At 36.0% G+C, this 25,426-nt stretch carries 21 protein-coding genes; 18 read left to right on the forward strand and 3 right to left on the reverse strand.

Going from position 1 to position 25,426, the window contains the following annotated elements; translation table 11 throughout:
* Positions 1 to 78 precede the first annotated feature (78 nt).
* The 3 genes from AB1278_RS05735 to AB1278_RS05745 all read right to left on the reverse strand — a co-directional run bounded on the left by AB1278_RS05735 (position 79) and on the right by AB1278_RS05745 (position 3,166).
* A complete protein-coding gene (locus tag AB1278_RS05735) occupies positions 79 to 1,737 on the reverse strand; it encodes a ribonucleoside-diphosphate reductase subunit alpha (protein WP_062673967.1) in 1,659 nt (552 codons plus the stop codon).
* A gap of 55 nt (positions 1,738 to 1,792) precedes the next feature.
* Positions 1,793 to 2,083 carry a hypothetical protein gene (locus tag AB1278_RS05740; protein WP_202841051.1) on the reverse strand — a complete coding sequence of 97 codons (291 nt, stop codon included), beginning with the start codon at positions 2,081 to 2,083 and terminating at the stop codon, positions 1,793 to 1,795.
* A gap of 108 nt (positions 2,084 to 2,191) precedes the next feature.
* Positions 2,192 to 3,166 carry a ribonucleotide-diphosphate reductase subunit beta gene (locus AB1278_RS05745; protein ID WP_062674779.1) on the reverse strand — a complete coding sequence of 325 codons (975 nt, stop codon included), beginning with the start codon at positions 3,164 to 3,166 and terminating at the stop codon, positions 2,192 to 2,194.
* Positions 3,167 to 3,590: 424 nt separating this feature from the next.
* Between AB1278_RS05745 and AB1278_RS05750 the strand changes: the two genes are divergently transcribed.
* The 18 genes from AB1278_RS05750 to AB1278_RS05835 all read left to right on the forward strand — a co-directional run bounded on the left by AB1278_RS05750 (position 3,591) and on the right by AB1278_RS05835 (position 25,406).
* Positions 3,591 to 4,280 (forward strand): ABC transporter ATP-binding protein, encoded by a 690-nt coding sequence (locus AB1278_RS05750; protein WP_034699055.1) that lies wholly within the window; start codon positions 3,591 to 3,593, stop codon positions 4,278 to 4,280.
* A gap of 91 nt (positions 4,281 to 4,371) precedes the next feature.
* Positions 4,372 to 5,601 carry an ABC transporter permease gene (locus tag AB1278_RS05755; protein WP_202841049.1) on the forward strand — a complete coding sequence of 410 codons (1,230 nt, stop codon included), beginning with the start codon at positions 4,372 to 4,374 and terminating at the stop codon, positions 5,599 to 5,601.
* Between the two features lie 71 nt (positions 5,602 to 5,672).
* Positions 5,673 to 6,944 carry an ABC transporter permease gene (locus tag AB1278_RS05760; protein ID WP_110010041.1) on the forward strand — a complete coding sequence of 424 codons (1,272 nt, stop codon included), beginning with the start codon at positions 5,673 to 5,675 and terminating at the stop codon, positions 6,942 to 6,944.
* A gap of 106 nt (positions 6,945 to 7,050) precedes the next feature.
* Positions 7,051 to 8,262, forward strand: a complete 1,212-nt coding sequence (locus tag AB1278_RS05765; protein WP_171006293.1) for an efflux RND transporter periplasmic adaptor subunit — start codon at positions 7,051 to 7,053, stop codon at positions 8,260 to 8,262.
* Positions 8,263 to 8,388: 126 nt separating this feature from the next.
* On the forward strand, positions 8,389 to 8,955 hold the full coding sequence (locus AB1278_RS05770) for a hypothetical protein (RefSeq protein WP_202841046.1): 567 nt from the start codon (positions 8,389 to 8,391) through the stop codon (positions 8,953 to 8,955).
* Positions 8,956 to 9,005: 50 nt separating this feature from the next.
* Positions 9,006 to 10,532, forward strand: coding sequence for a glycosyltransferase family 39 protein (locus tag AB1278_RS05775; RefSeq protein WP_411413549.1), 1,527 nt, complete (start codon positions 9,006 to 9,008; stop codon positions 10,530 to 10,532).
* A 129-nt stretch (positions 10,533 to 10,661) separates the two neighbouring features.
* A complete protein-coding gene (locus AB1278_RS05780) occupies positions 10,662 to 11,564 on the forward strand; it encodes an NAD(P)/FAD-dependent oxidoreductase (RefSeq protein ID WP_411413550.1) in 903 nt (300 codons plus the stop codon).
* Between the two features lie 150 nt (positions 11,565 to 11,714).
* On the forward strand, positions 11,715 to 12,980 hold the full coding sequence (glyA, locus tag AB1278_RS05785; protein WP_343639526.1) for a serine hydroxymethyltransferase: 1,266 nt from the start codon (positions 11,715 to 11,717) through the stop codon (positions 12,978 to 12,980).
* A 57-nt stretch (positions 12,981 to 13,037) separates the two neighbouring features.
* Positions 13,038 to 13,496, forward strand: coding sequence for a regulatory protein RecX (locus AB1278_RS05790; RefSeq protein ID WP_202841043.1), 459 nt, complete (start codon positions 13,038 to 13,040; stop codon positions 13,494 to 13,496).
* Between the two features lie 356 nt (positions 13,497 to 13,852).
* The gene (locus AB1278_RS05795) at positions 13,853 to 15,781 is read left to right on the forward strand and encodes a polysaccharide biosynthesis protein (RefSeq protein WP_202841042.1); all 1,929 of its coding nucleotides are present in this window, start codon (positions 13,853 to 13,855) and stop codon (positions 15,779 to 15,781) included.
* A 40-nt stretch (positions 15,782 to 15,821) separates the two neighbouring features.
* Entirely contained in the window at positions 15,822 to 16,643 is an 822-nt protein-coding gene (locus tag AB1278_RS05800) for a polysaccharide biosynthesis/export family protein (RefSeq protein ID WP_202841040.1), read from the forward strand.
* 8 nt (positions 16,644 to 16,651) lie between these two features.
* Positions 16,652 to 19,042, forward strand: a complete 2,391-nt coding sequence (locus tag AB1278_RS05805; RefSeq protein ID WP_343639521.1) for a GumC family protein — start codon at positions 16,652 to 16,654, stop codon at positions 19,040 to 19,042.
* Positions 19,042 to 20,337, forward strand: coding sequence for a nucleotide sugar dehydrogenase (locus tag AB1278_RS05810; protein WP_202841036.1), 1,296 nt, complete (start codon positions 19,042 to 19,044; stop codon positions 20,335 to 20,337). The genes AB1278_RS05805 and AB1278_RS05810 overlap by 1 nt, the downstream gene beginning before the upstream one ends.
* 6 nt (positions 20,338 to 20,343) lie before the next feature.
* On the forward strand, positions 20,344 to 21,534 hold the full coding sequence (lhgO, locus tag AB1278_RS05815) for an L-2-hydroxyglutarate oxidase (protein WP_202841035.1): 1,191 nt from the start codon (positions 20,344 to 20,346) through the stop codon (positions 21,532 to 21,534).
* 31 nt (positions 21,535 to 21,565) lie between these two features.
* The gene (locus AB1278_RS05820) at positions 21,566 to 22,690 is read left to right on the forward strand and encodes a DegT/DnrJ/EryC1/StrS family aminotransferase (RefSeq protein WP_343639518.1); all 1,125 of its coding nucleotides are present in this window, start codon (positions 21,566 to 21,568) and stop codon (positions 22,688 to 22,690) included.
* A gap of 12 nt (positions 22,691 to 22,702) precedes the next feature.
* Complete coding sequence (locus AB1278_RS05825; protein ID WP_202841031.1) at positions 22,703 to 23,275, forward strand: acyltransferase; 573 nt, start codon at positions 22,703 to 22,705, stop codon at positions 23,273 to 23,275.
* A gap of 8 nt (positions 23,276 to 23,283) precedes the next feature.
* Entirely contained in the window at positions 23,284 to 24,297 is a 1,014-nt protein-coding gene (locus tag AB1278_RS05830; protein WP_411413552.1) for a Gfo/Idh/MocA family protein, read from the forward strand.
* A 2-nt stretch (positions 24,298 to 24,299) separates the two neighbouring features.
* Complete coding sequence (locus AB1278_RS05835) at positions 24,300 to 25,406, forward strand: DegT/DnrJ/EryC1/StrS family aminotransferase (protein WP_343639513.1); 1,107 nt, start codon at positions 24,300 to 24,302, stop codon at positions 25,404 to 25,406.
* Positions 25,407 to 25,426 lie beyond the last annotated feature (20 nt).

Consider the following 25,426-nt stretch of genomic DNA (forward strand, 5'->3'; position numbering starts at 1 on the left):
GACAGAATCAGTATTGAAAACGACAAAAGCACACCTTTCGGTATGCTTTTGTAAATATAGCGTGTTTATTACTTGGTCCTATGCCTCGCAGCTTGAACATGATACGAAGTTAACCATCATTTCTTTTGAAACAGATGAACTTCTTTGGTAGTAAAGTGTTTTAACTCCTTTTTTCCAGGCTTCAATATAAAGGTAGTTGACATCTTTTACAGGCATTGTAGAAGGAATCTGAAGATTCAGAGACTGTGCCTGATCAATATATTGCTGTCTCTGCGCTGCCTGAGAAATAATCTCCATTGGAGAAATTTCTTTGAACGTTTTGAATACTGCCTTTTCTTCAGGAGTAAGCTCGTTCAGGTGCTGTACCGATCCGTGGTTCAGCATGATTGTTCTCCATGTTTCTTCGTTATCCAGTCCTTTTTCTTTCAATAGTTGTGCAAGGTATTTATTCTTACGCATAAAGTTTCCTTTCGCAAGACCTGCTTTATAATAGTTGGAAGAGAAAGGCTCGATTCCCGGAGAAGTCTGTCCTAAGATGGCAGAACTTGAAGTGGTAGGAGCAATAGCCATTGTTGTGGTATTTCTTAATCCGTATCCCTTCAATACTTCTGGTTCTCCATAGATGTTGGCAAGTTCTCTTGAAGCCTGCTCAGCCTGCTCTTTGATATGTCTGAATGCTCTCGCATTGAACTGAGTCGCTTCAAAACTTTCAAACGGAATCATGTTTTTCTGTAAATAAGAGTGGTATCCTAAAACTCCTAATCCAAGAGCTCTGTGACGCATCGCGAAGTTTCTTGCACCCTGTAGGTAATAGTTTCCTTCAGTTTTATCAATAAATTCTGATAATACAGCATCAAGGAAGTATACTGCCAGTTTTACAGCGTCTGTATCTTTCCATTCATCATACAATTCCAGGTTCATGGAAGACAGACAGCAGATGAAAGATTCTTCCATAGTAGACGGAAGCATGATTTCAGAACAAAGGTTACTTGCATTCACGGTCATTCCCAGGTCTTTATAAACCTGAGGTTTATTTCTGTTGACGTTATCTGTAAAGAAAATATACGGAAGCCCTTTTTGCTGGCGGCTTTCCAATACTCTTGCCCAAACTTTACGTTTTTCCATATCACCATCGATCATATCCTGCATCCAGTAATCCGGTACACATACTCCGGTAAACAGGTTCTGAATCGGGCTGCCGATATCTTTAATGGATAAAAATTCTTCAATATCCCCGTGGTCAATATCTAAGTAAGCAGCAAAGGCACCTCTTCTTACTCCTCCCTGAGAAACAACATCCATAGCCGTGTCGAAAAGCTTCATGAATGAAACAGCTCCTGAAGATTTTCCGTTATCCGTTACAGCGGTTCCTCTGTTTCTCAACTCTCCAAAATATCCTGAAGTTCCACCTCCGATTTTAGTCTGCATGATAACTTCACCCATTTTGTGGGTAATTCCTTCAATGCTGTCCGGAATGTGAACGTTAAAACATGAAATAGGAAGACCTCTTTCTGTTCCCATATTAGCCCATACAGGAGAAGAGAAGCTGATCCATCCCTTCGTGATCATCTCTTTGAAAGCCGGCTGAAGTTCAGGTTTATATAACCTTTTTGCAGCGGCAGTGGTAATTCTGTCGATAGCGCCGTCTACCGTTTCACCTTTCAACAGATATCCTCTGTTCAGCATCTGCTCAGACTCTTCATTGAGCCACCATATATTTGAATTTTGCTCTTCCATAGATGTTATATTTTCGAATTCCGGAATGAGAGAATCACTCCGGAATTTTGTTTTTTTATATTATTGATTGTAAAATTTCTACTTTGTGGGAACCGTTCAGCCCGCTTTCATCTCTTAATCTCTGAAATTCTTTAAAAGACGGAACATTCAAAACCTCATGCTGAACTTCTTCATTGATGTAGTTTGAATAATGTACAAAAGTAACACCATCTTCCTTTACAAAAACCTTATATTCAAAAGTGGAAGCATCTAAATTCTTGAAGTCTACCAGAAATTTTTGGATATTGGTTTTATTGTTTGGAACAAATTCGGGGTTTACCGTATAGGTTACTATTACATTAATCATTTCTTTTGTATTTGTGCTTTACTGATGAACAACAATTTCACTTATTAATCAGAAAAGGGTAGTCCTGATACTGACCGCTTTGACGCTCGCTTCGCTCGCGCCCCAATATTAGAACAAATCGTTTGCTGTAATACTCTTATCGTGTTTTGTATAGTCAACAGGTCTTTTTGCAAAGAAATCATCTAATGAATTGGCGAAAACTTCTTCCTCGAACCATACCATTGGTCTGTATTGTTCAGGAGTAATGTTGTATTTTGTTTTCATGTTGATTTTCTTCAAGCTGTCATCCACACGGTATTTCATGAAGTTTAACAGATCTTCTTTAGAAACGTTGTCGATTTCTCCCAGTTCAAAGATCCAGCTAAGAATGTCTCCTTCTCTTGCGATAGATTCATCCACCAAAGTGTAAATGTCTTCGATATCGCTGTCTGTTAACAAGTCAGGCTGTTCCTCACGGATTTTGTTGATCAGATAAATTCCTGCGTTAGCGTGAATTTGCTCATCTACGGAAGTCCATGCAATGATATTGGAAACATTTTTCATAAACCCTTTGAATCTTGTGAAAGAAAGGATGATGGCAAACTGCGAGAAAAGAGAAACGTTTTCCACTAAAATACTGAATAATAATAAAGCGGAAACATACTCTTTAGGTGTTGCAGAGTTAGCATGTTTTAAAGCATTTCCCAGAAACTCTATTCTTCCTTTTACAGCAGGAATTTCGATAACATTAAGGAACTCATCATTATATCCTAATACCTCTAATAAACGGGAATATGCTTCAGAATGGCGGAATTCGCATTCTGCAAAAGTAGATCCTAATCCATTGAATTCCGGTTTGGGTAGGTGGTTGTATAAATTTCCCCAGAATGTCTTTACAGACACCTCGATCTGTGCAATGGCTAACAGCGCATTTTTCACAGCATGCTTCTCATGTGGTTCCAACTGCGAATGAAAATCCTGAACATCTGCAGTAAAGTCCACTTCCGAATGCACCCAGAACGATTTGTTGATGGCTTCTACAAATTGAAGAACCTCCGGGTATTCAAATGGCTTATAACTTACTCTTTTATCAAAAATTCCCATATTAAATATCTTTATAATTAAATAATTTAGATCCTTGTGGATAACGTTCCGGAAATACTTAACTTTTTGTTTATCTGGAAGTTGTGAATTAAAGTTATTCACTTCCCCAAATTCATATTTCTTGTAAAGAACTAATAGCAAAGTTCGAAAAAAAGAACTGATTTTGAAAGAGGTAAATACTAATAGGCTGACTTTTAGCCTGAAAAGTTTTCCACATTTACATGAAACTGGCTCGGATAATAGGCTGGACAGCAATCTTGAGGATAAATAGATATAAATTGGGAGTTACAGTTAAACAATATTTTGTAAAGTATTATTAATAAAGGATTAATGTATTAAACAAAAAAATATTTGAATAAATTTTTATTCTTGTAACAATTTGAAAATATCATCTACTTATTGGGTATAAAACATACATCACTTAATGTTAGTAATTCAGGATTTAAATAAGTCATACGATACAGGGAAAAGCAAGCTTCATGTTCTCAAAGGAATTAATCTGAATATTTCTGAAGGGGAGTTTGTTTCCATTATGGGAAGTTCCGGTTCCGGAAAATCTACCCTTCTTAATATTATTGGAATTCTGGATGAAAAAGATTCCGGAACCTATGAGTTGGATGGAGTTCCTATTGAACATTTATCCGAGGTAAAGGCTGCGGAATACAGAAGTAGATTCCTGGGATTTATTTTCCAGTCTTTTAACCTTATCAATTATAAAACAGCTTTGGAAAATGTTGCCCTGCCTTTGTATTATCAGAATGTACCAAGAAAAGAGCGAAATCAGAAAGCTATGGAATATCTGGAAAAAGTAGGATTGGCACAATGGGCCAACCACCTTCCAAGTGAACTTTCAGGAGGGCAGAAGCAGAGAGTAGCCATTGCAAGAGCTTTGATTACAGATCCTAAAGTAGTACTGGCAGATGAGCCAACCGGAGCATTAGACTCCAAAACCACTCATGATATTATGAAACTTCTTCAGGATATCAATAATGAAGGAAAAACAATCATCGTTGTAACCCACGAGCCTGATGTAGCTGCACAGACCAAAAGAAATGTAGTACTGAAAGATGGGATTATTGAAAGTGATGAGTTTATTAAGCAGATTGTGCTTTAGGATTTTGATAATTTGAAAATGAGATAATTTGAAAATTTAATGATTCTGTTTTTTAATCTTTAAATTTTTCAATCTTTAAATACCGATAAAAATGTTTGACCTAGATCGTTGGCAGGAAATATTCAGTTCTATCCGGAGTAATGTACTTCGGACAGTGCTTTCAGGGTTTACAGTAGCTTTGGGACTGTTTATTTTCATCGTACTTTTTGGAATTGGAACAGGTCTTCAGAATGCTTTTTCTGAAGGATTCTCAGGTGATGCCAAAAACCTGATCACCATTACTACCGGAAAAACGACATTGGCCTATAAAGGACTGCAGTCAGACCGAACCGTTACACTGAATAATGGTGACTATGATTTTCTTATTAACGCTGAGAAAAAAAATGTAGGAGCTTCCAGCCCGAGATACAATGCCAGTTTAATGGTGAAATATGGTAAAGAAAGCGGAATCTATCAGATCCATGGAGCAGAACCCGGAGAGCAGGTGATTGAGAACCGGAAAATGATAGACGGCAGATATATTTCTCCAAGAGATCTGGAAGGAAAGCAAAATGTGGCAGTCATTGGAAGAATGGTACAGCGGGATTTGATCAAGAACGGAAGTCCTGTAGGAAAAGAACTGGATATCAATGGAACTATGTTTAAAGTGGTGGGCGTATTTTCAGATGATGGTGGAGACTGGGATGAAAGACATATCACGGTGCCGATTACCACTTTGCAGCAGATGAAAAAAGGTTCCGATACGGTGAATATTGCCTATATCTCATACAGTGATAAACTGACTCCTCAGGAAGCCATTAAATACGGAGATGAACTTAAAGATAAGCTGAAATCAAGGAAAAATGTTTCTCCTGATGATGAAAACGGTGTCCGTGTCTGGAATAATGCTAAAAATATGAACGACACATTCATGTTTATGGCGGTACTTACAGCAATTGTAGGGTTTATCGGATTAGGAACATTGCTTGCCGGAATCATTGGGATCAGTAACATTATGGTGTATATCGTAAAAGAAAGAACCAAAGAAATCGGAGTACGAAAAGCTATTGGCGCAAAACCAAGCGGAATTGTAGGGCTGATTGTTCAGGAAAGTGTTGTGATTACAGTGGTGTCCGGACTTGTTGGAGTAGGAATAGGTGTTTTGACCTTAAACCTTATCGGGAACAGCCTTGAAGAGTTTTTTATTAAAAACCCAAGTGTAGGCTGGGGATCCATCATTATGGCATTCATTGCACTGATTTTCTCAGGACTGATCGCAGGATTTGTACCCGCATACAGAGCTTCCAGAATCAAACCGATTGAAGCGCTGAGAACGGAATAATATAAACAAAAGGCAAAAATGCAGATTGATGGAATTCATAACTCATAATGTATAACTCATAATTCAACAAGGTGAATATCATATTTAAAAAAGATACTTGGCAGGAAATTTATTATTCATTGAGGAATAATAAACTCCGGACATTTCTTACCATGATCGGTGTAGGATGGGGAATGTTTTTGTATGTAAGCCTTCTTGGAGCAGCAAAAGGAATGGAGAATGGTTTTGATAAATTATTTTCCGGTTTTGCCACCAATTCAATCTTCCTGTGGGCACAAAAAACATCAATTCCATATGAAGGATTTCCTAAAGGAAGAGAAGTTCATCTGAACTTAAACGATATGGAAATGCTGAAAAGAAAAGTAACAGCCATAGATTATATCTCGCCGCAAAATGCGAGAGGAAGCTTTACAGGAACTCCCGGGGAAGCAATGTCCAGAAACGGTAAGAACGGAACCTATTCGCTTACCGGAGATTATTCTGTGGGAAATAAAATTTCAGAAAAGAAACTGATCTTCGGACGTTATATCAATGATGCCGATGTTTCCGGGAATAAAAATGTAGTTGTTATTGGAGAAGAGATTTACAAAAACTTCTTTGATTCCAAGAAAAAAGAGAATCCAATAGGAAAATCAATCAATATTAAAGGGTTGTTCTTCAATGTTATCGGCGTTTTCCGGGTAAAAAAAGGAGGAGGATTTGAAAATGATCAAACGGCTTTCATTCCACTTTCCACTTATACGAAAATGTATAATGCAGGAGATCAGATAGACATGTTTGCCATTGTTAGTAAGCCGAATGCCAATGTCAATTCCGTAGAAGAAGATGTAAAACAGGTTTTAAAAAGCAAAAATAAAGTGTCCCCTGAAGATACCAATGCTTTCGGAAGTTTCAACCTTGGAAAAGAATTTAAAAAGCTCACAGGTTTCCTTACGGGAATGCAGCTGTTAACAATCATTGTAGGTACACTGACTATCCTTGCGGGAGTTATCGCGATTTCAAATATCCTTTTGATTACAGTAAAAGAAAGAACCAAAGAAATCGGGATCAGAAGAGCGTTGGGAGCAAAACCTGCGGAAGTAAGAAATCAGATTCTCCTGGAAAGTGTTGTTATTACACTCTCTTCGGGATTAATAGGTTTCATGTTTGGAATCTTTGTATTAATGATTCTCAATGCGGTTACCCAGGGGCAGGATTCATTTCCTTTCTATAATCCGACAGTGAACTACGGAAACGTATTTGCTGCGATGGCTGTCATGGTGATTCTGGGATTAATAATCGGGATGATTCCGGCACAGAGAGCCGTAAAGATCAGGCCTATTGAAGCATTAAGAACAGAGTAATTAATTTGAAAATAAAACAATTTTAAGATTTAGAAAAAGGACTATAGAGAATCAATCTTTAAATTTTAAATCTTTCAATCTATTGAATAAAAAATAAACTATACATATGAAAAAGAAATTCACCTGGAAAAAAGCCATTTATATAGTATTAGGGCTTTTATTTGCAGTGGCATTGTTCTCAGGGCTTGGCTATCTTATCAAATCAAACTCTAAAGAAGGAGAAGCTTTCCTTACCCGTAAGCCTACCGTTCAGAATATGGATGATAAAGTAATGGCAACAGGAAAAATTGTTCCCAAAGAAGAAATTGAAATCAAGCCCAACATTGCAGGGATTATAGATAAAATTTTAGTAAAAGAAGGAGATAAGGTAGAAGTAGGGCAGTTAATTGCTACCGTAAAAATTGTTCCGAGTATCTCAGAAGTAAATGCCGCTCAGCAGGAAGTTCAGAATGCACAGATCCAGATCAGTAATGCCCAGATGAATGTAGGAAACATGCAGAAGCAGTTTGATATGCAGGATAAGCTTTACAAGCAGGGAGTCGCTTCTAAGCAGGAGTATCTGAACGCTCAGCAGCAGTTGTATTCTCAGCAGCAGACTTTGAAAAATGCCCAGCAGCAGTTGAATACCGCTCAAAAAAGATTGCAGATCGCTAAAACAGGGGCAACTCCTGAACTTAAAGGACAAGGTTTGGCCACTACAGAAATCCGTTCCAAAGCATCAGGTACTGTACTTGAAGTTCCTGTAAAAGCAGGAAGCCAGGTGATTGAAGCCAATAACTTTAACGCCGGAACTACCATCTGTTCAGTGGCAGATCTGAATGTTCTGATCTTTAAAGGTGAAATTGATGAAGCGCAGGCCGGAAAGCTAAGTGAAGGTATGGATATGAACATCGTGATCGGTGCTCTTCAGAATAAAACATTCCCCGGAAAACTAACCATGATTGCTCCAAAAGGCAAGGATAATGCAGGAACTATTAAATTTCCGGTAGAAGGTAATGTAACTAATCCTAATAATGAGTATATTAGAGCTGGTTTTTCTGCCAACGGTGAAATTGTTTTAAGTTCTCAGAAAAATGCATTATTATTGGATGAGTCTTTAATTCAGTATGAAAAGAAACAAGGAAAAGATGTTCCTTTCGTGGAAGTGAAACAAAAAGACGGGAAATTCAAAAAAGTATATGTAAAACTGGGAGCAAGTGATGGGATCAATGTTCAGATTCTTCCGGGATCCAATATTACAAAAGACACCGAAATTAAAGTGTGGAATCCATCTGATAAAGACAAAGAAGAGCTTAAAGAAAAAGCGAATAAAAAATAATAAACTACACTATACACTTTTAAACTGTGAATCCCTGAGGAATTTTTTTCTCGGGGATTCTTTTTTACGTCAAAATCTTTTGCAGGTGTAAATTCCTATATTTGAATTATATAAATCCATCAAAAAATGTGTCGCTACGCCCAGAAAACTTATAAATCACATTATGTCTGTTTCAAATGCCGGAAATCATTTAAACAGCCGGATGCTTATGATATTATAAAAAGGATCGAAAAAGAAAAAGTATACCATGAACCAGGGAAGTCAGTCCGTAATGTAGGATATGCTTTTACAAAGGCAGGAACACAAGAGCTGGAAAAAATTGTTTCAGAGATTGAAAACCGGACTATAAAATGTCCTGAATGCAGCAGTATGATGGCTGATATGGGGAAAGATTTTAAAGCCCCTAAAAAAACAGCTCTCAAAGAATGGAAGATTATAGAAAGCCTTTTTAAAACAGGGAAATGCTTTCACTCATGTGGCTGTGATGGAATAGGGTATATTCCTGGAAATCCTAAAGACTATGAAACGTATCTGAATAATATATTGAAAACATATCAGGAATATTTAGCTGCCTGCCAGAAGCTTCCTATAGAAAAATGTCCTGAGAAGAATGACGAAATAAAGTATTGGTCTGACAATATCCAGAAGATAAAAACTGAAATTATTGATAACAGATTTGAAATAATATTGTAACGGAAAAGAGGTTGAAACTGTCTTATCTTTAAAATTCCAAACTATATCCCATGAAAAAAGACTATTGGATTCTGTTTCTTTTTATCGTTGCAAAGTTTGCCCTTCAATACTCTCTGATAAGCCCTGAGTATGAACTTCACCGGGATGAATACCTGCATCTTGATCAGGCGAATCATCCTGCATGGGGATATCTTTCGGTTCCGCCTGCCAATTCCTGGATAGCCTGGATCATTAAAATGTTGGGGAATTCCATATTTTGGGTTAAATTTTTTCCAGCTCTGTTTGGAACTTTGACGATTGTCCTTACATGGAAAGTTGTGGAAGAACTCAAGGGAAGCCTGTTTGCTAAAATACTGGCTTCTACAGGAATATTATTTTCAGTACTTCTTCGGGTCAATATGCTGTTCCAGCCGACATCTCTGGAGATCTTTCTCTGGCTTTTCCTTTATTACAGCCTGATCAAATATTTCAATTCCCAAGAAGTAAAGTGGCTTTACACAGGAGCCGTCATTGTCGGAATCGGATTATTAAATAAATACAATATTGCCTTTTCATTATTAGGGCTTATTCCTGCCTTATTACTGACGGAGCAAAGGAAGGTTTTTATGCAGCCTCATATATATTGGGCAGCTGTTTTGGCTTTAATTATTATTTTTCCTAATCTCCTCTGGCAGTATCAGAATCAGTTCCCGGTTGTCCATCATATGAAAGAACTTTCTGAACGGCAGCTTGTACATGTAGATAGAATGGATTTTATGAAATCCCAGATTTTATTTTTTGCCGGAGTTATTTTTGTGATTATTGCTGGCTGGGGAGCATTGCTGTTATACAAACCTTTTGAAAAATACAGGTTTTTCTTTTGGAGCTATATCATCACAATTACTGTGTTTTTGTTCTTTAAAGCAAAAGATTACTACGCGATAGGGCTCTATCCTGTTTATATTGCTTTTGGTGCTGTTTTTCTCGGAAATGTATTTGAAAAAGGCTGGAAAAGATTTTTAAAACCGGTTAGCATACTTATTCCAATACTTTTATTCCTGCCTTTGTATAATGTGGCTTTTCCAAATAAAAGTCCTGAATATATCGTATCCCACCAAAGCCAGTATAAAAAATTAGGACTGCTTCGCTGGGAAGATGGAAAAGATCATCCGCTGCCACAGGATTTTGCTGATATGCAGGGTTGGAAAGAGCTGGCTCAAAAAGTAGATAAAGAGTATTCCAGATTGTCAAAAACCGGAAATACCATGGTACTATGTGATAATTACGGACAGACCGGAGCTATTAATTATTACTCAAAAGCCGGGGTCGTGGCGGTGTCATTTAATGCAGATTATATCAATTGGATAGATGTAAGCAAAAAATATAAAAATGTAATCAGGGTTAAAGAGGCATCTGAAGCAGGAAAAGAACTTAAAGAATCCGGTTCCTTTTTCGAAGTTGCAACATTAAAAGATTCCATTACCAATCCTTACGCGAGAGAAAGAGGAACTGCAATTTTCAGTTTGCAGGGAGCGAAAGTAGATATTAACAAGAGAATTCAGGACGAAATTATCGAAGTTAAAAATGGGTGGAAATAATTTTAATAAAGTTGTAAATGACAATTTGCAGATAGGATAAAGCTAATAGATAAATATTATTGCAACTTTATTGCGTTAATTGATTTTAGGTTAACTTTGCATTTTCAATTATCAATTATCAACTAAACTATGGAAAACAAAAACTTTGATGTCATCATAACAGGAGGAAGTTATTCAGGATTATCTGCAGCAATGGCTTTAGGAAGATCTTTAAGAAATGTCCTGATTATTGATAACGGAAAACCTTGCAACAGACAAACTCCGCATTCTCATAACTTTGTCACTCACGATGGGAAAACACCATCAGAAATTGCACAGCTTGCCAGAAAAGATGTAGAAAAATACAATACAGTGCATTTTTACAACGGAACTGTAGCGAAAACAGAAAAAGCGATCGGAGGTTTTGAGGTTGAAATTTCCTCCGGTGAAAAATTTAAGGCTAAAAAACTGATTCTGGCTTCAGGCGTAAAAGATACAATGCCGGATATTCCCGGGTTTGCAGAATGCTGGGGGATTTCTGTGATACATTGCCCATACTGTCATGGTTATGAAGTGAAAAACGAGGTTACGGGAATTCTTTCCAACGGAGATATGGGCTACGAATTTTCGAAACTGATTTTTAATCTGACTAAAAATCTCACGCTGTTTACAAATGGAAAAGCAGCTTTTACCGAAGAACAGCTTGAAAAACTTAAGCAGAATAAAATCATTCTTAACGAAGATGAAATTGCAGGTATAGAACATACGAACGGCTTCATTCAAAGAATTATTTTCAAAAATGGAAAGGAAATTCCTTTACAGGCTTTGTATGCGAAAATTCCTTTTGAGCAAAATATTAATGTTGATGATCTGGGCTGTGAAATAACAGAACAGGGATTTATTAAAGTAGATATGATGCAGAAAACAAGCATTCCCGGAGTTTATGCCTGTGGAGATAATGTAACCATGATGCGCTCCGTAGCCAATGCCGTTGCACAGGGTAATTTTGCAGGAGCCATAGTGAATAAGGAACTGTCAGATGAAGAATTTTAGAGGCTTTTTAGTACAATAAAGACAATCATAATACAGGATTTATTCATAGGTCTTTTCTTTTTTTAGTGTTTAAAAATCATTTTTTCAATAGGGAAATCTCGATGAAAATTCCGTACATTTGGGGTGAAAATTTCAAAAACTAAAAGTAAAATGGATATTATTTTCGACCTGATTGAAAAGGAAAGACAAAGACAAACCCATGGTTTAGAGCTTATTGCATCAGAAAATTTTGTTTCTGAAAATGTAATGAAAGCAATGGGAAGTGTACTGACAAATAAATATGCTGAAGGATATCCCGGAAAAAGATATTACGGAGGATGTGAAGTAGTAGATGAGGTTGAAACTTTAGCGATCAACAGAGCTAAAGAACTTTTCGGAGTTGACTACGTGAATGTTCAGCCACATTCCGGTTCTCAGGCGAATGCAGCCATTTATCTTGCCGTTTTGAAACCAGGTGATAAAATCATGGGGATGGACCTTTCAATGGGAGGACACCTTACTCACGGTTCTGCGGTGAACTTCTCAGGAATTCAATATAATGTAGTTTCTTACGGAGTTCAGCAGGAAACAGGTCTTATTGATTATGACCAAATGAGAGAAGTAGCGTTGAGAGAAAAACCAAAAATGCTTATCGCAGGTTTCTCAGCGTATTCCAGAGATTTAGATTATGCTAAATTCAGAGAAGTAGCAGACGAAGTTGGGGCTACCCTTTGGGCAGATATCGCTCACCCGGCTGGTTTAGTAGCAAAAGGATTATTAAACTCACCATTCGAACACTGTCATGTTGTAACTACTACTACTCACAAAACGCTGAGAGGACCAAGAGGAGGTATGATCATGATGGGAAAAGACTTTGAAAATACATACGGTCACAAAACTCCAAAAGGAGAAATCAAAATGATGAGCCAGGTGCTGGACGGAGCTGTATTCCCGGGTATTCAGGGAGGACCTCTTGAGCACGTGATTGCTGGTAAGGCTGTAGCTTTCGGGGAAGCTTTGGATGTACAGTTCGAAAATTATGCAAAACAGGTTAAATCTAATGCTCAGGCATTATCAAAAGCAATGATCGACAGAGGTTTTGATATCGTAAGCGGTGGTACAGATAATCACCTGATGCTGGTAGATCTCAGAAATAAAGGAGTAAACGGTAAAGAAACCGAAAAAGCATTGGTACTTGCTGATATTACATGTAACAAAAATATGGTTCCATTTGATGATAAATCACCATTTACAACATCTGGTATCAGATTGGGAACTGCTGCGATTACAACAAGAGGATTGAAAGAAAACGATATGGATACTATTGCAGGATTGATTTCTGAAGTGGTAGACAATATCAAAAATGAAGAGGTTCTTGGATCTGTAAGAAAGAAAGTGAACGAATTAATGGAAGGTAAAGCTCTGTTCAATTACTAACAGACATTCCAATATCATATAAAGAATGGGCGGATTGCTCATTCTTTTTTTATTCAAATGGAAAAGAAATCGTATACCTTCGATGAAATTAAGCAGAAACTGGTTAATTACTGTGTTTACCAGGATCGCTGTCATGCCGAAGTGGAACAGAAGATGAGGGAGTTTTTGCTTATTGATGAAGCGAAAGAAGAAATTATTTTATTTCTTCTGAAAGAAAATTATCTCAACGAAGAAAGGTTTACCCGAAGCTATATCCGGGGGAAATTTTACATCAAACATTGGGGGAAAACCAAAATTAAAATCAATCTGAAACAAAAACAGATTTCTGAGAAGTTGATAAACTCATGTTTTGATGAAATTGATGATGTTGATTATGAAAAAACAATCAGAAAAATTTATGATAATTATTACACCAAACAAACAGGCTTGAAAGAATATCAAAAAAAAACCAAAACTATAAAACATTTGATGAGTAAAGGTTTTGAATATGAGAAAATAATCGATATTTTTGGCTAAATATTAATAAATTTAAAAAAAAACTTGAAGTATGACTTATAGAAAAAAAACAATCAGTTCATGGAAATATGTTGATATATAAACATTTAATAATTATTTTAAAGAAAAACAGCTGATAACAAGAATTTATACAGGTAAATATTATCTTCATAAAGAGTTTATATGGTATGATTTTTGTCTCTGGATTTAGCTGTATCGAAATGAAATTGTTAGATTTTATAAATATAACATCAAATTTATTTTTGATTTCAACATATTGAAATAAATTTATTTATTTTTGCATGATTGTATCAAAATTATCTTTGATTGGATAATCAGATATTATACCTAATTAAATATGAACACCAATACAGACAATGTACAATTCTCTTAGAAAAACAATATTTGGAGGGGATAATGTTGTCAATCTCTCAGACGTAAGATATCTTCCTAGATGGATAATTCTTGTAATAGACATTATTATTCTTGTAATATCTTTATTTCTTTCCACTTACATTATCGCAAAGATTACCAAGCAGGAATTTATATATCATGATGATAAAAGCCTGATTTTCGCTTTTATTATCCTTGTGAATGCTGCTTTTATGTATGTCTTCAAGACTTATGCCGGGATTATCCGTCACTCCACATTTATAGACTTATTTAAGCTTCTGATATCCTGTTTTTGCACAATGCTGGCTATCGGAACAATAAACATCTGCTATTTCTGGATCACAGGAAGTAAGTTTATCCTTACTCCTTATCTGATGCTTTATTTCGTAATTTCATTTATGGGATTATTTCTTTTCAGACTCTATGTGAAGGAATTTTTCCATATTGTGAGGGAATACAGAAGAAGCGCACTGAAAAAAAGAATTTTAGTATTGGGAATTGATGAGCAGTCTATTGCTATTGCACGTGCAATTCTTGATAACCCGAGTTTACCTTATCAGGTAGTAGGTTTCTTGACACAAAGAACAGATTCTAAAAGAGCGTCCCTGTTGGGAAAGCCCATTTATGAAAAAGAAAAAATAGAAGAAAATACCAAAGAAGATCTTATTATTGACGGCGTTCTTATTGTTAAAGAAATGATGGCCAGAGATGAGATGAATTCATGGGTGAATCTATTTTTAGAGAAAGATCTTAATGTCTTTAAAGCACCATCAGTACAAAAACTGAGAGACAGTGATCTGGGTGGATCTATTAGAAATCTTCAGATTGAAGATTTGTTAAATAGAAAACCTATCAAAATTCAGAACGAAAAAGTTAAAAGCAGACATTTTGATAGAACAGTATTAGTAACCGGTGGAGCAGGATCCATAGGAAGTGAGATCGTAAGACAGGTTGCTCTTTTCAATCCTTCATTGATTGTCGTTTTAGATCAGGCAGAAACTCCACTTTATGAAATTGAACTTGAAATGAGAGAAAAGTTCCCTCATATCGCTTTCAAATTTGTCTTGGGAGATGTATCCAATCATCACAGGATGGAATCTCTTTTCCAGACCTATAATTTCTCAATGGTATATCATGCGGCTGCTTATAAACATGTACCTTTAGTAGAGGAAAACCCTCATGAAGCGATCTTTGTTAATATATTAGGTTCTAAGATTGTTGCAAAACTATCCAGCAAGTATAAAGTAAACAGGTTCGTAATGGTATCTACAGATAAAGCTGTAAATCCAACCAATGTAATGGGAGCTTCAAAGCGTGCTGCTGAACTTTTTGTACAATCGCTTCAGAATGTTGAAGGTAACGTTACCAAATTTATTACAACAAGATTTGGAAATGTATTAGGATCCAACGGTTCTGTAATTCCTCATTTTAAAAAGCAGATTGAAGCCGGAGGGCCGGTAACAATTACTCATCCGGAAATTGTAAGATATTTCATGACAATTCCTGAGGCATGTGAACTGGTACTTCAGGCCGGAACAATGGGAGAAGGAGGTGAGATCTTTGTTTTTGATATGGGTGAGCCTGTAAAAATTATTGATCTTGCGAAAAGAATGATAAAGTTATCAGGATTCGAACCTAATATAGATATCAAGATCATCTATACGGGATTGAGACCGGGAGAAAAACTGTATGAAGAACTTCTGAGTGATGATGCAAAAACACTTCCTACTCATAACGACAAAATTATGATTTCTAAAGATCCTTCAATGGGATTTGAAGATATAGACAGGCTTACTAAAGAAATTACCAAGGCTTCCCTGCGAAGGGATAAAGTGGAGGTTGTAAGGATTCTTAAAACAATAGTGCCGGAATTCCGAAGCAATAATTCAATTTATGAAGCTTTGGATAAATAGGAAAAAATATAAATGTATATTTGCACAATTTAACAAGATAATGAAAGGAAAAATATTAACATTAGTATTGGTGTCCTCTTTGGTGATTTCCTGCAAAGTGAACCCCAATGCTAAGAATGATTTAAATTATATGCAGAATATAGAACAGGTCGCAATTAATGCATCTGCGAAAAATTCAGCAAACACAATCCAGGTGGGAGATCAGTTGGTTATTCTGATCACTGCAAAAGATATGGATGTTGTAAAGCCTTTTAATCAGAATTATTCTTCCTCAGAACTTATCCAGACAAATGCAATGGCCGGCGGAAATACTCCTAATCAGGGATCAACAGTAATTTCAGGACCAACTTATATTGTAGATGCAAATGGAGATATCGACTTCCCTATATTAGGTAAACTGAATACATCGGATAAAAGTCTGACCGCTTTTAAAGACGAACTTAGAGAAAAAATGACGAGATATGTTATTAACCCAACAATTAATATCAGGCTCTCAAATTTTAAAGTTACAGTACTTGGAGAAGTCAGCAGACAGGGAGACTATACTATAGCAAGCGGGCAGGCAACTATTTTAAATGCATTAGGTATGGCTGGTGACCTGACGCAATATGGGAAAAGAGAAGACATATTGGTAATCAGAACAGAAAATGGTGTTGTTTCTCATGGCCGTATTAATATTCGGGATGCCAATCTCATTAATTCTCCTTATTACAACCTGAAGCAAGGGGATGCCATTATTGTTTCCTCAAGTAATACCAAAGATGTTTTAGCAAAACAGAATCCCAATACAACTCTTTACCTTACGGCAGCTTCTATAGCTATCACAGCAATAGCAGTAGTAATAAGTTTATTTAAGAAATAAAAAAATTAATGAACACCCAACAGTCTTCAGCACCTTTAGAAGTAGAAAATAGTTCAAGGAATATTGATATTAATGAAATAGTAAAGCCCTATTTAAGAAAATGGCCGTGGTTTGCTCTGAGTGCCTTTATTGCTTTGGTAATTGGCTATATTGCATTGAAGTTTATGACTCCTGTTTACAATGTACAGACAACAGTACTTGTAAAAGATGCTAAAAACTCCTCGTCTCCCATAAATAATGATTTGGGTGTTTTACCAGACTTTTCGAATTTAGGTGGTCTGAAAACAAACAGTATTGCTAATGAAATTGAGATGCTGAAGTCAAAAAGACTAATGAAAGAAGTAGTCATTAATAAAAACCTTCAGACCGATATTTTTGCAAAGTCTAAACTTAGAAAAATTGAACTCTATAAAGATACCTCACCGATTGAAGTAAGGGTAATTAATGAAAAACCGGGGGGGATTTCTACTCCTGTTCTGCTAAAAATAGAGGGGGAAAAACTAATAGTAAGTACAGACGAACCTCAAAAAGAAATTATTACCGGTTATGGTAAGACAATAGGTCTTCCCTTTGCCAATATTATTATCACTAAAAATGATAAATATAATCCGGCTGCTTTAAAAAAAGTAAATCTGAATGATCTTGAACTTTACATTTCAACAGTAGATGCAAAAGTAGACATGCTGCAAAGCATGCTTGCGGTTAGCTTAATTAATAAGGATGCTACTGTATTAAAATTGGATATGAGCTATCCACAAATTACAAAAGCGGAAGATGTACTTAATGCTTTGGTTGTAGCATATAACAATGACGCTATTTTAGATAAGAATTCTGAATCTAAAAAGACATTGGACTTTATTGAAGACAGAATTAAAAGACTTACTGGAGAACTTGGGGATGTAGAAAGTCAAAAAGAAATATTTAAATCCAAAAATAACCTTACAGATCTTGAAACAGAAGCAAAAATAAGCCTGGAAAGTTCTGCCGCAGCAAGAGAAAAACAGCTTGATGTAGATGCGCAGCTGGAACTTACTAATGCTTTGATCAGTTTTGTAAATAAACAGGGCCAGTATCAGGCTTTACCTTCCAATGTAGGACTGAAAAACCCTGAAGCTATTGCAGGAATTGCTACTTACAACCAGCTTGTTCTTCAGAGAAACAGGTTTTTAGAGTCTGCAACTGTAGAAAACCCAACAGTGGTAGATATTACCAAACAGATCAACACAATGCGTCAATCTATTGAGCAGAGTTTGCAGAGAAACAAAACAGGTCTTGAGCTGGCAAGAAATGAATATCTTGGTGAGCAGAATAAAGTTTCAGATAAAATATCTAAACTTCCTTCTATTGAAAAAATGTTCAGAAGTATTGAAAGACAGCAGCAGATTAAGGAGAATTTATACTTGTTATTACTTCAAAAGAGAGAAGAAACAGCAATTGCTGAATCTATTACTGCACCTAAAGCAAGAATAATAGATAAAGCATACGCGTCATCAAGCCCTATTGCACCTAACAGAAAGATTGTCCTTATTTCATCATTGTTTTTGGGACTGTTAATTCCATTTTTGATTATTTATTTATCTACTATTTTCAACAATAAGGTTGTTACAAAACACGATCTTGAAAAGCTGGTACATGCACCTATTATTGCAGAACTGCCAAGTCTTGAAAAAGGAGACTCTGAGATTGTTAAAATGAATGATATTACTCCTATGGCGGAAGCATTCAGAATTCTTATTACCAATATGAATTTCATGCTTTCAAAAGAGAAAAAAGGAAAAATAGTATTTGTTACTTCAACGGTAAAAGGAGAAGGGAAAACATTCACATCTGTAAACTTGGCTTTAACATTAGCCAATCCTAAGAAAAAAGCAATTATCATAGGGTCTGATATCAGAAACCCGCAGCTTCAGAGATATAATCCTGCCAGAAAAGGACTTGCCGGGCTTACGGAGTATCTTTACAATGACGATACTAAACTTGAAGACATTATTCATGTATCATCTTTTAATCCTTATCTGGATGTAATTTATTCAGGAATGATTCCACCGAACCCGACAGAATTGCTATCTAACGGCCGTTATGAAATTCTTCTGACGGAATTGAAAGAAAAATATGAATATATTATTCTCGATACTGCACCATTGCTTCTTGTAACAGATACTTTCCTTATTGCTGAACTTTCCGATGTAACCATTTATGTTTCCAGATCTAAATACACAGAAAAGGCATTATTGGAATTTGCCAACCGAAATATTGATCAGAGAAAAATCAGAAATGTAGGATTTGTTCTTAATGATGTAAGCAGAGAAAATTTAGGATATAGTAACAAATACGGTTATGGCTATAACCAGCATACAGAACAATCTTGGTTTCAAAAAATAAAAAATAAATTTAGTTAATGGCAACAACATATAAAATAGCGGTTATAGGCCAGGGTTATGTAGGTCTTCCTTTATCTCTTGAATTTGCAGATCATTATCCTGTCTTTGGATTTGATATCAATACACAGCGTGTTGATCAGCTTAATAACGGAAAGGATATAACGCTTGAAGCTGATGTTGATAAATTAAATAACGGACTGAAAAAATACAGGGAATCTAATGGCTCTTTAGGTTATAAAGCAACAAGCCAGTTATCTGATATTGCTGAAGCTAATGTTTTCATTGTAACAGTTCCTACCCCTATTGATAAATATAATGCTCCCGATCTTAATCCATTGATTTCGGCCTCAAAAATGTTGGGAGAAATTATTAAAAAAGATGATATTGTTATTTATGAATCTACAGTTTTTCCTGGGTGTACAGAAGAAGAATGTGTGCCGGTTCTTGAAAAATATTCAGGACTTAAGTTTAATGAAGACTTTTTTGTAGGCTACTCTCCGGAAAGAATTAATCCGGGAGATAAGGTAAATACGCTTACCAGTGTTAAAAAAGTAACTTCAGGTTCTACAGAAAAGATTGCCGAAGAAGTAGATAATCTATATAAGAAAATCATTACAGCCGGAACTCATAAAGCACCTAGTATTAAAGTTGCAGAAGCTTCAAAAGCTATTGAAAATGCACAGAGAGATGTTAATATTTCTTTTGTTAACGAATTAGCATTAATCTTTGATAGGGTAGGTATCGATACGAATGATGTATTGGAAGCTGCAGGAACAAAATATAATTTCCTTAAGTATAAACCAGGATTGGTGGGAGGACACTGTATTTCCGTAGATCCTTATTATCTTGCACACAAAGCGGAACAGCTGGGATATCATCCAGATGTGATCTTATCTGGAAGACGAGTAAACGATTCTATTGCAAAGTTTGTGGCTGCTAAAGTAGTGAAGCTTCTGATTGCAAAAGGAGGAGTGATCAAAAATTCGAATGCGCTGATTTTAGGAGTTACATTCAAAGAAAACTGTCCGGATGTCAGAAATACTAAAGTTGTAGATATCTATAGAGAACTTGCTGATTTCGGAGTAAATGTTGATATTTATGATCCGTGGGCAAGCAAAGAAGAAGTAAAGCACGAATATGGAATTGATATTCTTGACGTTCTTCAGGAAGGTAAAAAGTATGATTCTTTAGTGATTGCAGTATCTCATAATGAGTTCCTGGAAATGGATCTGGATCTGCTTAAAAAAGAAAATGCAGTGGTTTTTGATACCAAAGCATGTTTAGACAGAAATCTGGTTGATGCAAGATTATAAAAGATCATGAGCTATGATATTATAATCATTGGTGCAGGTCTGGTAGGATTGGCTACAGCCTATCAGACTAAGCTGAAAAATCCTGATTCTAAGATTCTCATTTTGGAAAAAGAAAACGATGTGGCATTGCACCAATCGGGACATAACAGTGGAGTAATCCATAGCGGGATTTATTACAAACCGGGAAGCCTTAAAGCTAAAAACTGTATCGAAGGGTATAATTCCGTTATTAACTTTGCTGAGAAATACGGCATACGATATGATCTTTGCGGAAAAATAATTGTAGCTACTTCACAGGAAGAATTACCCCTTTTAGATAATATATATAAAAGAGGAGTTGAAAACGGACTTCAGGATTTAAAATATCTTTCCAGAGAAGAATTTCGCGAAATTGAACCCCACTGTGAAGGCGTAAAAGCAATTAAAGTTCCACAAACCGGAATTATCGACTATCCTGGAATCGCAAAAAAAATAAAAGAACTTTTTGAAGAATCAGGAGGTGAAGTAAGATTTAATAATGAAGTAAAAAACATTATTGATAAAGGATCTGAAATTATTGTCAGCACTAATATTTCCGAGTTTAAGACCAAAAAACTTATTTCCTGTGCAGGATTATATTCTGATAAGATAACCAAAATGACCAATGAAAAAAATGATGTGGTCATTATTCCTTTCAGGGGAGAATATTATAAAATCAAGGATGAAAAAAAATACCTGGTAAAACATCTTATTTACCCGGTACCTGACCCCAGTTTTCCATTTCTCGGTGTTCACTTTACCAGAATGATTGACGGTAATATTGAAGCCGGCCCTAATGCTGTTCTGGCCTTCAAAAAAGAAGGATACCATTTTTTCGATTTCAATTTCAATGAAACCATGCAAACCATGCTATGGCCAGGATTTAGAAAAATTGTAGCAAAATATGGTAAAACGGGAATGGGAGAAATGTACCGTTCACTTTCCAAATCTGCATTTACAAAAGCACTTCAGAAACTTCTACCGGAAATACAGGAGAATGATCTTTTATCAGGAGGTTCAGGAGTTAGAGCACAGGCTTGTGACAGAAATGGAGGATTGATTGATGATTTTGACATCGTGAAAAACGGAAATATTATTCATGTTAGAAATGCTCCTTCTCCGGCGGCTACATCTTGCCTTTCTATAGGAAATAAAATTAGTGAACTTATTATAAGTTAAAACACTTTATATCCACTCAAAAAACTAAAATATGAAAATTCAAATGGTTGACCTTAAAGGTCAGTACCTGAAAATAAAACAAGAGGTAGATATTAGTATTCAAGAATGTATTGATAATACTGCATTTATTAATGGTCCTGCTGTAAAAGAATTTCAACAGGATTTTGAAAAATATCTGGGAGTAAAACATGTGATTCCATGTGCTAACGGAACAGATGCTCTTCAGATTGCCATGATGGCCTTTAATCTGCAGCCTGGAGATGAAATAATCTGCCCTGCTTTCACCTACGTAGCGACTGCTGAAGTTATTGGTCTTTTAGGATTAAAACCTGTAATGGTAGATGTAAATGAAGATACTTTTGATATACAGCTGGAAGGTCTTGAAAAATATCTTACCCCCAATACCAAAGCGATTGTTCCTGTTCATTTATATGGCCAAAGTGCTGATATGGAACAAATTCTTAAATTTGCAGAAAAACACAACCTTTTTGTTATAGAAGATAACGCTCAGGCAATAGGCTCTGATTATACATTTTCAGATGGAACTGTAAAAAAAACGGGAACTATCGGACATATCGGATGTACTTCGTTTTTTCCATCAAAAAACCTTGGATGTTATGGCGATGGAGGTGCATTGATGACGAATGATGATGAACTGGCTTTCAAAATCAGAATGATTGCCAATCACGGTCAGGAAAAGAAATACTATCATAAAGTTTTAGGCTGTAACTCAAGATTGGATACCATTCAGGCTGCAGTATTGAAAATTAAGCTTAAACATTTGGATGAGTATTCAGCTTCCAGAAACAGAATGGCGGATTATTATGATGCCAATCTTGCTGGTATATCAGAAATTCAAACTCCTAAAAGAGCTGCGAATTCTACCCATGTATTTCATCAGTATACCCTTAGAGTGAAAAATGGAAAAAGAGATGGATTACAAAAATATCTGGCAGAAAAGAATATTCCAAGTATGATATATTATCCTTTGCCTCTTTACAAACAGGAAGCTTTTCTTCAATATGTGAAAGAAGGTTTTAGTCTTCCGGTTACAGAGAAGCTTTGCAAAGAAGTAATCTCTCTTCCTGTACATACAGAATTTGATCAGGAAGTACTGGATATTATTATTACAGAAATTAAGAATTATTTTAATTAATATAAAGCAGATATGTCGGATTTTTTTGCACACGAAACGGCCGTTATTGACGATGGATGTCAAATAGGAAACGGAACCAAAATTTGGCACTTTTCACATCTGATGACAGGTTGCATTTTGGGCGAAAAATGCAATATTGGACAGAATGTTGTCATTTCACCTAAAGTCGTTTTGGGGAAAAATGTAAAAGTTCAGAATAATGTTTCCATCTATGAAGGAGTAACATGTGATGATGACGTTTTCTTAGGTCCTTCAATGGTTTTTACCAATGTGATAAATCCCAGAAGTGCAGTAAACAGAAAAAATGAATATCTGAAGACTCATGTTGGAAAAGGTGCCTCCATCGGTGCTAATGCAACTATCGTTTGCGGGCACAATATAGGTCAGTACGCTTTTATCGGTGCAGGAGCTGTGGTTACAAAAGAAGTTCCGGATTATGCATTGGTAGTGGGAAACCCAGCCAGACAAATGGGTTGGATGAGCGAATTCGGGCATAAACTTCAGTTTGATGCAGATAATATTGCCGTTTGTGAAGAAAGTGGAGAAAAATATAAATTAGAAAATAATAAAGTTTCAAAAATTTAAATATGCAAATGAGTGAAAAAATAAAATTTGCAGTAGTGGGCTGCGGACATATTGGCAAGAGACATGCCGAGATGATCACAAGAAATTCAGAATGTGAGCTTGTAGCTCTTATAGACATAAAGGATAAAGCTGCTTTAGGAATTGAAAGCTATGATGTTCCTTTCTTTGCATCGTTAGATGAATTTTTGAAATCAGGGATAGAAGCAGATGTTATCAATATCGCTTCTCCCAACGGATTCCACTTTGAACAATCTTATAAAGCCATTGATGCCGGAAAGCATATTGTAGTGGAAAAACCAATGACTTTGAACAAGCAGGATGCGGAAAAACTTATTTTCCAGGCTTTGCACAAACACAAACAGGTTTTTGCGGTAATGCAAAACCGTTACTCTCCACCTTCTGCTTGGGTGAAAGGTATGGTAGAAAACGGAAAATTGGGTGAAATATACATGGTTCAGCTTAATTGCTACTGGAATCGTGATGACAGATATTATAAGCCGGAGTCATGGCACGGAAAGAAAAATCTGGATGGAGGAACATTATTTACACAGTTTTCTCATTTTATCGATATTATGTATTGGCTTTTCGGTGATATTACCAATATACAGGCAAAATTTGCAGATTTTAATCATCAGACTCTTACAGATTTTGAAGACTCAGGATTTATTAGTTTCGATTTCGTAAACGGTGGGATGGGAGCATTAAACTATTCTACTTCAGTATGGAATCAAAACCTTGAAAGTTCAATGACAATTATTGCAGAGAACGGTGCTATAAAAATTGGCGGCCAATATATGGATAAAGTGGAGGTATGCAATGTGAAAGATTATGTAATGCCAGAATTACCACCTACAAACCCTGGAAATGATTATGGCGCATACAAAGGCTCTGCAGCCAACCATCACTACATTATTGAAAATGTAGTAGACGTGTTAAAAGGACGAAATACTATTACAACAAATGCTTTGGAAGGGTTGAAAGTAGTAGATATTATTGAAAGGATTTATCAATTAAAAAAATAATTATGTTGTCAAATTTTGTTCCGCTGGCAAGCCCGGATATTAATGAAACAGATATTAACCGTGTTGTGGATGTTTTAAAATCAGGAATGCTGGTGCAGGGAGAGAATGTTGGTTTATTAGAAACCTTCTTCTCTGATTATTTGGGAGCAGAATATGCTTCAGCTCTGAGTAACGGAACTTCTACTTTGCACCTGGCATTAATTACATTAGGAATTGGTGCTGGTGATGAAGTCATTGTTCCTGCATTCAGTTATGTGGCTACAGCTAATGTAGTGGAACTGGTAGGCGCAAAATGTATTTTTGTAGATATTGATGAAAATACATTTAATATTGATGTCAATAAAATAAAAGAAGTTATTACTCCGAATACAAAAGCTATTATCCCTGTTCATGAGTTTGGTTTAGCCTGCGACATAGAAAGTGTAATGGATATTGCCCGCGAGCATAATCTGTATGTTATTGAAGATGCTGCATGTGCTTTGGGAGCAACTCAGAATAACAAAAAAGTAGGGACATTTGGTGATTTCGGTTCATTCTCATTACATCCACGTAAAAGTATTACCAGCGGTGAAGGAGGAATTCTGACAACGAATAATCCCGGGTATTCAGCTAAGGTAAGAATACTTAGAAATCATGGTATTGAAATGCAGGATGGCAGAATGGAATTTGTAGAAGCAGGATACAACTATAGAATGACGGACTTTCAGGCAGCACTGGCTCACAGCCAGATCCAGAGACTGGATAATATCCTTACGATGAAACAAACTTTGGCAGAGGTGTATCTATCGGAAATTAATAACCCAAAGATCACATTACCTGTAGTGCCTGAAGGAAGAAACCATACATGGCAGACTTTTCACGTCTTAATCGACGACAGTTTACAGCAAAATGAAGTGCTTGAATTTTTAAGAAGTAATAAAATTGGGGCAAACTACGGAGCTCAATGTATTCCTGCTATGAAATACTATGCAGACAAATACAATCTGGATTATAGAGAAAAGTTCCCGAATGCTTACAGGGCATATTCTAAGGGAATTGCCTTACCATTGTATGAAAAACTGACAGAAGATACAGTCTTCAAAATCTCGCAAATAGTCAACAAAATATAACGATATAACGAATCAAAAAA

The organism is Chryseobacterium sp. NRRL B-14798 (assembly GCF_050470705.1).
Classification (GTDB): domain Bacteria; phylum Bacteroidota; class Bacteroidia; order Flavobacteriales; family Weeksellaceae; genus Chryseobacterium; species Chryseobacterium cupriresistens.